At 54.4% G+C, this 8,932-nt stretch carries 8 protein-coding genes and 1 pseudogene; 7 read left to right on the forward strand and 2 right to left on the reverse strand.

Translation table 11 applies throughout. The features are described from left to right. Together G560_RS0117840 and G560_RS19760 are read right to left on the reverse strand one after the other, a co-directional pair. On the reverse strand, window positions 1-152 hold a 152-nt coding region (locus tag G560_RS0117840), incomplete at its 3' end, for a helix-turn-helix domain-containing protein (RefSeq protein WP_028914254.1). Window positions 153-265: 113 nt separating this feature from the next. Then, window positions 266-874: pseudogene (locus tag G560_RS19760) on the reverse strand (hypothetical protein); the annotation flags it as partial. Window positions 875-1,100: 226 nt separating this feature from the next. Between G560_RS19760 and G560_RS0117850 the strand changes: the two are divergent. From G560_RS0117850 to G560_RS20885, 7 genes are all read left to right on the forward strand, one after another. Beyond that, window positions 1,101-2,006, forward strand: coding sequence for a recombinase family protein (locus G560_RS0117850; RefSeq protein WP_022705639.1), 906 nt, complete (start codon window positions 1,101-1,103; stop codon window positions 2,004-2,006). 666 nt (window positions 2,007-2,672) lie between these two features. Next, complete coding sequence (gene repA, locus G560_RS0117855) at window positions 2,673-3,872, forward strand: plasmid partitioning protein RepA (protein WP_022705640.1); 1,200 nt, start codon at window positions 2,673-2,675, stop codon at window positions 3,870-3,872. Further along, complete coding sequence (gene repB, locus G560_RS0117860; protein ID WP_231575842.1) at window positions 3,872-4,840, forward strand: plasmid partitioning protein RepB; 969 nt, start codon at window positions 3,872-3,874, stop codon at window positions 4,838-4,840. The genes repA and repB overlap by 1 nt, the downstream gene beginning before the upstream one ends. Before the next feature lie 238 nt (window positions 4,841-5,078). Then, window positions 5,079-6,131, forward strand: a complete 1,053-nt coding sequence (gene repC / locus G560_RS0117865; protein ID WP_022705642.1) for a plasmid replication protein RepC — start codon at window positions 5,079-5,081, stop codon at window positions 6,129-6,131. A gap of 163 nt (window positions 6,132-6,294) precedes the next feature. Beyond that, window positions 6,295-8,451 (forward strand): ParB/RepB/Spo0J family partition protein, encoded by a 2,157-nt coding sequence (locus G560_RS0117870; RefSeq protein WP_022705643.1) that lies wholly within the window; start codon window positions 6,295-6,297, stop codon window positions 8,449-8,451. 98 nt (window positions 8,452-8,549) lie between these two features. After that, window positions 8,550-8,714: a hypothetical protein gene (locus G560_RS21160; RefSeq protein ID WP_022705644.1), complete on the forward strand. Its 165-nt coding sequence runs from the start codon at window positions 8,550-8,552 to the stop codon at window positions 8,712-8,714. Window positions 8,715-8,760: 46 nt separating this feature from the next. Beyond that, on the forward strand, window positions 8,761-8,932 hold a 172-nt coding region (locus G560_RS20885; RefSeq protein WP_022705645.1), incomplete at its 3' end, for an IS3 family transposase.

Below are 8,932 nucleotides of genomic sequence, written 5' to 3' on the forward strand. Positions count from 1 at the left end.
GGACGATCCGGCGTCTGAAACGCTGGCTCAACAATCCCCTCCCGCAAATACTTCTTGATCGTGTTGCGCGAGATGCCCGTGCGCCGCGCGATCTCGCGAATGGGCATCTTCTCTCGCAGCGCCCATCCCCGGATAACTTTTAAAAAACTCATGTCTATCACTCCAAGTGCCCCCAGCTGATTCAAGCTGAGGCAAGGTTGCACATGGGTCAGTTCTCAGTGACAATTTTTGCTGTTGCCGGGTCAGTTCTCAGTGACAATCAACAGTGAAACCCCATGCAGGCGCGCGTGATCGGGTGTAGGTCGGCGGCTTGCGCCATCAGGTCAAGCCAACCACCCGCGCGATCCGCAAAGGGCTCGGCTTCATCCGCCATGTTTTCAGGGTCACGGCGATCGAGGAAAGCGGATAGGTCCACCTCTGGGCCGGGACCGCCCGTAAGACGCCGCACCGCCCATCCGACACGCGCGAGCGCTGCGGTGTCGTCCTGCACCCCGGACAAGCGCATGGATATCCAGAGCGCCAGCCGATCCGGGCCAATTCGGTCGCCTACAAACCAGCTAAGGTCTGCCGCCTCGATCAGCGCGAGCCTGTGCCGCCAGCCTTCTGGACCGCGGCGCAGCCGGTCGTCCAGCGCGCCGATCCGGCCGGCCACACGGGCGAGACGCGCGGCATTGCCCGCCTCGGCCCGTCGCCAATCGTCGATAACGGCGGTTTCATGCAGCTCTCCCCTCGGTCCGGGCGGCAGATAATCCGGCTCCACTTCCATCGGACCGGGCAGGAACCACAGGTCGTCCTCAGACGTCTCTTCAAGCCCCTCCGCATCCACTAGAGGATCATCAAAACTATCATACTGCGTAGTTACTTGAGGCTTCATATGTGCAAAATACGGCAGTTTTGCAGTTTACCTAAGTGTTTTGTCAGGGTGCGCCTGTACACCTTATATAGCACGCGCGCGCGGTGGTCTGCGAGATATCTCTGATCGCGCTCAGCGTATGAAAACCAAGGACATTCTGCTGAACAGCACCACAGAGAGCGCCCTTGCATCTGTTTACAAACGGTCGTTTAGTAATGCTATATGAAATTGCAAAAAGACTGTTTTGATGCCATTGATAGGCTACGCGCGCGTTTCAACCGAGGATCAAACCCCCCTTCCCCAGTCGCAGGCCCTGAAATCCGCGGGTTGCGCCGAGATCCATGAAGAACAGGCCTCGGGCGGAAATCGTGCGCGGCCGGTCCTTGCGCGCGTGTTGGAGTGGATAGGCAAAGGCGATACGCTGGTCGTTGTCCGGATCGATCGGCTAGCCCGGTCGCTATCGCACCTTTTGGAGATGATAGAGCGGCTGGAGGCGAAGGGTGCCTTCTTCCGTTCGCTTGAGGACCCGATCGACACCGCATCTCCACAGGGCAAGTTCACGCTTCAGGTGCTAGGTGCCGCTGCCGAGTTCGAGCGTGCCTTGATCCGTGAACGCACAAAGGCCGGCCTTGCCAGTGCGAGGTCTGAAGGGCGCGTAGGAGGAAATCCAGGCCTCCGTGCCAAGGATCCCGCCGCATTACGCAAAGTGCGGCTGGCACGGCAGGACGGTTACATGGAGCGGCTGAACGAGACCGCGCAAGACTGGGTTCCCCAAGTCCGGCGGCTTCGCCCCGATTTGGCTTGGGAAGACGTGGTCCGCATCGTCAACGGCCCGCTGATGCCGGACGCGCAATGGACGCAACCCCGCCTGCTCCGCGCTGTCAGCGCTTATGTCCGTGATGGCTTTCTGCCTGCAACGGTGCTGGAGCGCGCCCGGCGACGGGAAAAGGATGACCGCTTGCCCGCCATCATCGCTGGCATCAAAGGCGCCGATCCATCGATGACACTTCAAGCCATCTGCACGCGGCTTGAGGATATGCGCGAGCGAACGCCGCGTGGTCGCAGCAAATGGGAACCTTCGTCCGTCAAAATGCTGTTGGCGCGCGCAGAAAGGCTAGGGTTGCTCGAAAAAGCTGCGGCAGAAACGGATTAGGCACCGCGCTTGGCATTCGTTCTATGCCCGTCTGATAGCCTACCGACCCACAGCACTCAATAGACGGGGAGAGTGAAAGTCTGTGAATAAAGTGCTGCTTTTTATGTACGTGCTTTCCGAAGCAGAAGGCCCACTCAACACCTAAAGACGCCTCGACGGTTTGGGTTGCATAAGTCCGGCTTATCGTGAGTCTTTATCAGGCCGCAAAAAACTGCGGAGAAACCAAATCTGGTCAAGGGAACAGGGCACTCTTTTGCCCGTTATGACGCCCATGGCTGTCGAGTGGTAAGCTTGCGCTCTAAACAATCAGAAGCCGATTTGCATCATGGCGCGAACAGGATCGGTAGGTAGATCTAGAGTCCCAACCGATTCGACACGGCCTAGATAAGAATCTATATGTCGGGTGCTCAACAATGATGGCCACAATTCATTACCAACTTAAATTTCTCAGGAATAGGTATATTTTACAGTTGCTTGCAGTACTTTTCAGGCTTTTCAAGTATTGGCTAGCTGAAGCCTGTGGATAACTTATTCCGCAATATGTAGAAATTTCTTGTCGAAAGGTAAAATTCATGTCATTTCGCTTAATGACGGTAAAAGGCGTCAGAATAGCCAATCGCCGTCAGAACACACAAGAGCCCTAAGGGCCATTTGAGGCGGCAGAATATGAATGATCATAACTTAAGCTCAACACGTGGCATAGGCTCAAGTGATATCGGACGCTTTGCCGATAATCTTGCCGAGTCTCTGAACAGGCAGATGCGCATTGCCTTCGAGCCGGAAGAGCGTAAGCACCTTCGTCGTTTCAGTTCAACTGAGGTAGCTGAAATTCTGAGGGTTAGCACGTCAAGCCTTCGAAATCGCCACAAGGACGGCAGTTTTCCAGAGATTCAAACAGATAATCGAGGCCACCGCCTCTACAGTGCTGAAGATATTGATGAATTGCGAGACATTCTTGGGCGCACCGGGAAGAATTCAGACAGCTACAAACCAGGTAGACGTGAAGGCGACAGACTACAGGTGATCTCTGTTGTGAACTTCAAGGGCGGCTCTTCAAAAACAACCGCGACAATCCACCTCGCACAACGATATGCTTTGCGTGGATATCGCGTTCTAGTGTTGGATATTGACCCACAAGCAAGCCTGACCACCTTCTTTGGTTTCCGGCCTGAGCTAGAATTCGCTGATGGCGGAACCATCTATGATGCCCTTCGCTACGACAATCAGCTTCCATTGTCGGCAGTCATCCAGAAGACCTATTTCCACAACCTCGATATGGTCCCTGCTGGGCTAATGCTATCAGAGTACGAGACTGAAACAGCTAATGCGCTGGCAAATAGAGTTCAGCCGATCTTTGCTGAGCGTTTGGCGCTTGCTCTGGAAGAAGTTGAAGCAGATTATGATCTGGTTTTGATCGACTGCCCGCCCCAACTGGGCTTTATAACGCTAACGGCATTGGCAGCTTCAACCGGACTATTAGTCACAGTCGTGCCGGGCATGCTCGACATTGCTTCCATGAGCCAGTTCCTAAAGCTCGCCTCTGAGACTGTGAAAGCGGTCGAAGAAGCTATTAATCGCCGCGTGAGTTGGGACTTTGCTAAGTTTCTGATCACGCGCTACGAGCCCTCGGATGGCCCTCAAACACAAATGGCCGGATACCTTAGATCAATCTTAGTCAATCAAGTCATGACTGAACCAATGCTAAAGTCCACCGCGATCTCAGACGCTGGCATGACGCAGCAGACACTCTATGAAGTCGACCCTAGCCAACTCATCCGTAAAACGTTGGATCGCGCAATGACCAGTATGAATTCTGTCGCTGACGAGTTGGAACAAACCATCCAATTTTCTTGGGGGCGACGCTAATGGGACGCAATATTTTCAACCAACCGCAGAGCGAAGCAAAAGTCGTCGAGCCCCCTGCCCTATCCGCACCTAAATCCGCGAAGCTTCCGGGATCTGTCGGCGGCCTCAGGGATAGCCTTCGTGAGATCACTGCCAATTCCATTCGAGACATTGAGCCGGATAGCATCGAAATAGATGGGCTTCGTGATCGCCTCATTTTAGAAGACAGCAGTATCGACGAACTCGCTGAAAGCATTCGCAAACATGGCCAACAGGTGCCTATTATGGTGCGCCCGTCTGATCGGCCCGACCGATACCGCATCGTCTACGGACGGCGGCGCCTTGCTGCAATCCGCAAAATCGGAGGAACGGTAAAAGCGATCGTCAGAACGCTAGATGATGATGCGTCGCTTATAGCCCAAGGCCAGGAAAACAATCTACGGCTAGACCCCTCTTTCATCGAGAAAGCCCTTTTCATCCGCGACATGCAGTCGGAAGGCTACAAACCAGCTGTCATCCAAGACGCGCTTGGCCTCAGCCGACAGGGTGTTTCGAACCACCGTGTAGTTGTTGACCAACTGCAAGAAGACCTTATTCGGATCATTGGCCCGGCTCATGGCGTCGGACGCCGACAATGGAGCGATTTGGCGAGTCTTTCAGGCCGAGTTCCCCTTACAGATCTTGCCCGCGATACGCTGGCCGCACTACCCGAGGGCGCAGCAAGTAGCGATAAGTTTAAGGCTGTCTTCACGGCAGCCCAAAAAGTGATCCGTGGCACGCCAAAGCAAAGCGCGACCGCAGTTCAAACAGCTCTAAATAACGAGGACGGGACACCACTCGGCTCACTTACGCATGATGGCCATACTGTCGACATCAAAATCATGCGCAAAGAACAACCAGAATTCGGCCAGTGGATTGAGGCGAACGCAGAAGCCGTGCTTCGGTCAATCTTCGATCAATGGCAGAAGGAGAGCGGCAAAGGTTCTTAAAACCGACCGTAAACATCAACACGAGCAGAGGAGAGTAACGAAGGCAAAAAGAAAAGAGCCCCCCAAAGTTTCCCCTGGAGAGCCCTCATCATCTGATTAGCATCTTTGATGTAGCAACCTCTTCCGCAACCGTCAAGCGCTACCGATTCGGTGGACAGTGTTTTGCGACCTTTTTTCTGCAGAAATTGCGGATGGGGATTCTATAGGTGTGGCCAAACGGGCCGTCGTTCAAACAAATATGACATTCAAGAAGTCCAGGCTATCCGCCCAACATTCTAATAACATAACAGAAAAACCTGAACAGCCCACCGACCCTTGGGCTATTTTTCGTGCTCTACGCGATGCACATACATATTACGGGCTACGGGCAGGGCAACTACAAACCCTGCAAGCCATGCTTAGCTTTCTTAAACCCGGCCAAGGCGAAACAGTATTTGCTTCAAACTCCGAACTATGTCGCCGCATCGGCGGCATCGATGAGCGCACTTTGCGTCGCCACATCGATCGCTTCGTGAAGTTAGGATTCATTCAACGCCACAATAGCCCCAATCACAAAAGATACCGTGTCAGCGCATCCGATGGGACTTGTCTCAGCTTTGGCCTTTCTCTTGCGCCATTTTTTGAGAGAGCCCACGAAATTCTGGAGACCGCTCATCAGCACCAACAGGACAAACGCGACCGCCTCTTTATCCACAAGAGGATCCTAAGCCAACTCGCGCGCATTGACGAAGATCAAGGAGCAAGCGACCTTACAGCAGAATTTAGAAAAGCCCTTCGTAGAAAACTAAACTTGACTGAATATCAAGCTCTCTTCGCCCGCTTAGCGGACACAATGGCTGAAATGTCCACCGCGGTGGACGCCTTAGAAACATCCATTTTGTCCGCCAACGACGGTCAAAATGCCCGCCAATTATCTATGTCTAAAAAAATAAGTATAGATTTAGAGCGCGAAGCCATAAATGAACCACCAAAAATTGGCCTACTTACGAATGTCTGCGAAGAAGCATGCTCATTCTCACAACACCCGATCAAAACTTGGAATGACGTAGAAGCGCATGCAAGAACTCTCGCACCTATGATGGGAATTAACTCACATCAATTTCAAGCTGCTCGTGAAAAGCTAGGCGTCTGGAAAGCATCGAGTGCAATTTTTATTCTATTACAAATGGGTAGCAAAGTTAAAAACTTTGCCGCGTACTTCAATAGCCTGACAGTTGGTATCCATGCACCCAAATTCAACCCAGAAAGCCTGTTGAACAGAATGGCCCAAAGAACAGTGGTGGGAGCATAATGTCCACCGCGGTGGACACGTGCTGGCATTTATCCCTTCCATCACTATGCGTAGTAGTAGGTCGCCAAAATAACTTAGAAAGAGTGAAAGGTTTGTTGGTTTGAGTGTGACGGGAAGTGAGATTGGGAGAGTGGCTCCCGGCGCCCGTCGTGGAGACTATCTGATGGCCCAAGCTGCCCAGAAAATCACGCTGTCGCCCTCGCGCGATATCGCCTTTGACAAACTGGTGTTGAGCCAGTCCAACGTTCGCCGCATCAAAGCTGGCGTCTCGATTGAGGAACTGGCTGAAGACATCGCTCGCCGTGGCTTGTTGCAAAGCTTGAACGTGCGGCCTGTGTTGGATGCTGAAGGGGTTGAAACCGGCAAGTTTGAGATCCCGGCCGGTGGGCGCCGTTTTCAAGCGCTGTCTTTGCTGGTGAAGCAAAAGCGGCTGGCGAAGTTTGCGCCCGTGCCCTGCATTGTCCGCGAGGCATCCTCCGCTATCTTGGCTGAAGATGATTCCTTGGCAGAGAACATGCAGCGCGTTGCCTTGCATCCATTGGATCAGTTCCGCGCCTTTTTGGCTTTGCGGGAGAAAGGTCAAAGCGATGAAGAAATTGCGGCAGCCTTCTTTGTTGCCCCTGCTGTTGTGAAGCAGCGTATGCGATTGGCATCCGTGGCCCCTGCCCTACTCGAGGTCTATGCCGAGGATGCCATGACGCTGGAGCAGCTGATGGCCTTTACCGTCAATCCTGATCACGCTCGCCAAGTTCAGGTTTGGGATGCCATCAAATCCTCTTGGTCGAAAGAGCCGTTCCAGATCCGGCGTATGCTGACAGAGACCTCGGTGCGGGCGTCTGATCGCCGTGCGGTGTTTGTCGGAGTTTCTGCTTATGAGGCTGCAGGTGGCACCGTGTTGCGCGATTTGTTCCAAGGCGATGATGGGGGTTGGTTGGAGGACCCTGCCCTGCTGGATCGGTTGGTGTCCGAGCGGCTGCAGGTTGAAGCCGAAGCGATCGCCGCTGAGGGTTGGAAATGGATCGAGATCTCGGTCGATCTACCTTACGGGTACAGCCACGGGATGCGGCGGCTGTTTGGCGAGGCCGAGCCAATGTCCGAGGATGAGGTCGCAGCCCATGCGGGGCATCTTGCTGAGTACCGGCAGTTGGAAGAGGAACATTCCGGACAAGACGAGATTTCCGAAGACATCTCGGAACGGCTTGCGGCGCTTGAGTTGGCCATGGAAGTCCTTGAACAGCGCCCGCTGGTCTATGAGGCCGACGACGTTGCACGCGCAGGCGTGTTTGTCAGCCTTGATCGTATGGGCGGCCTGTCTGTCTCTCGAGGTTTTGTTTGCGTTGAGGATGAAGTCCCTGTCATCGCGGATGGTGACTGCGCTGTGTCTGATGTAGCGGGGCAGGGGGGAGATGGTGCATTGTCGGCCGACCAGGCGGCGCACGTCGGAACTGTCATCACGTCCGGCGGTCAGCCTATGGAGGCGCTTGCTGAAGACGAAGACGATGGGGCGCTTAAACCTTTGCCCGAACGGCTGCTTGTTGAACTCACGGCCCATCGCACTTTGGCTTTGCGTGAAACGGTTGGGCGGTCACCGGATGTGGCCATGACATTGCTGCTCGTAAAACTGGTCAACGATACGTTCCGGACAACCGGGGCCTCGGGCAGTTGTCTTGAGGCATCGGTGCGCGAAATCTATCTCTCGACCCAGGCGCCTGATCTGAAGGACAGCGTGGTGGCGCAGACAGTTGATAGTCGGCACGCAGGCTGGGAGGCTGATTTGCCGCTTGGGGATGACGTGATCCTTTGGGATTATTTGTCGGCCCTTGATCAAGCCAGCCGTCTTGCATTGCTGGCCCATTGCCTAAGCTTTGGCATCAATGCGGTGCATGAAAAGCCAAACCCTTACGGGGCAGGGATCTCGGCCAGTGGTCTGAGCCGCCGCATGGCGCAGTCGGACATCCTCGCCAAAGCCGTTGGTCTCGACATGGTTGATGCCGGTTGGGAACCCACGGTCGAGACCAATCTTGGCCGTGTTCCAAAAGCCCGCATCCTTGATGCAGTCCGCGAGGCCAAAGGTGAGGGCACGACCCAGCTGCTCGATCATCTCAAGAAGGCTGAGATGGCGGTTGAAGCTGAGCGCTTGCTGAAAGGGTCGGGCTGGTTGCCGGAGGTCCTACGCCGTATCGATCTGGATGCAGGCACCGGGGCAGGGGAGGGCGAAGCGGTTAAAGTCGCGTCCGAGCTTGCTGAGGAAATCGCCTTACCGGACTTCTTAATGGCTGATCTGCCGTCCGAACCGGCTGCGATGATGGCCGCAGAGTGATCTGAGCCAGTTGAGGGCGGGTTTCCCGCCCTCAATTTCATTAAATGTAATAATATCAATAAGATGAGTGTAATTCTTTACACTCACTAGGAGAAATCATGTCTGCATCAAACATTATCGACACCGCGCCCTTGGGCGCGCTCGTTCGTTACACCGATGGTGCCGCAAAACCACCAGCGCGCTTCACCAAAAAGCTGGCGGCTTGGGAACGCGCGAACGGTGTGGGGCGTCTTGTGAAGAAGGAACCACTGAATAGCCCCTAGATTTGTAGACGCCTTGCTTGGTAATTTTGGAAGCAAGGAGAACGATATGTCCGGAGCTAAATTCACAGACGAGTTCAAGCGCGATGCTGTCGCGCAGGTCGAGGATCGCGGCTACCCTGTGCGCGAGGTGGCCGAACGATTGGGCGTCAGCACCAAGTCGATCTACACATGGCAAAAGCTGTTTTCGCGGCCCGCAAAGGTGATCCAAGAGGTCGATG

The organism is Pseudorhodobacter ferrugineus DSM 5888 (genome assembly GCF_000420745.1).
GTDB lineage: Bacteria > Pseudomonadota > Alphaproteobacteria > Rhodobacterales > Rhodobacteraceae > Pseudorhodobacter > Pseudorhodobacter ferrugineus.

Bases quoted from the DNA above. Each gene is read 5' to 3' on its own strand.
- G560_RS0117850 (WP_022705639.1), top strand. From the start codon at position 1,101: ATGCCATTGATAGGCTACGCGCGCGTTTCAACCGAGGATCAAACCCCC.
- repA (WP_022705640.1), top strand. From the start codon at position 2,673: ATGAATGATCATAACTTAAGCTCAACACGTGGCATAGGCTCAAGTGAT.
- repB (WP_231575842.1), top strand. From the start codon at position 3,872: ATGGGACGCAATATTTTCAACCAACCGCAGAGCGAAGCAAAAGTCGTC.
- repC (WP_022705642.1), top strand. From the start codon at position 5,079: ATGACATTCAAGAAGTCCAGGCTATCCGCCCAACATTCTAATAACATA.
- G560_RS0117870 (WP_022705643.1), top strand. From the start codon at position 6,295: ATGGCCCAAGCTGCCCAGAAAATCACGCTGTCGCCCTCGCGCGATATC.
- G560_RS21160 (WP_022705644.1), top strand. From the start codon at position 8,550: ATGTCTGCATCAAACATTATCGACACCGCGCCCTTGGGCGCGCTCGTT.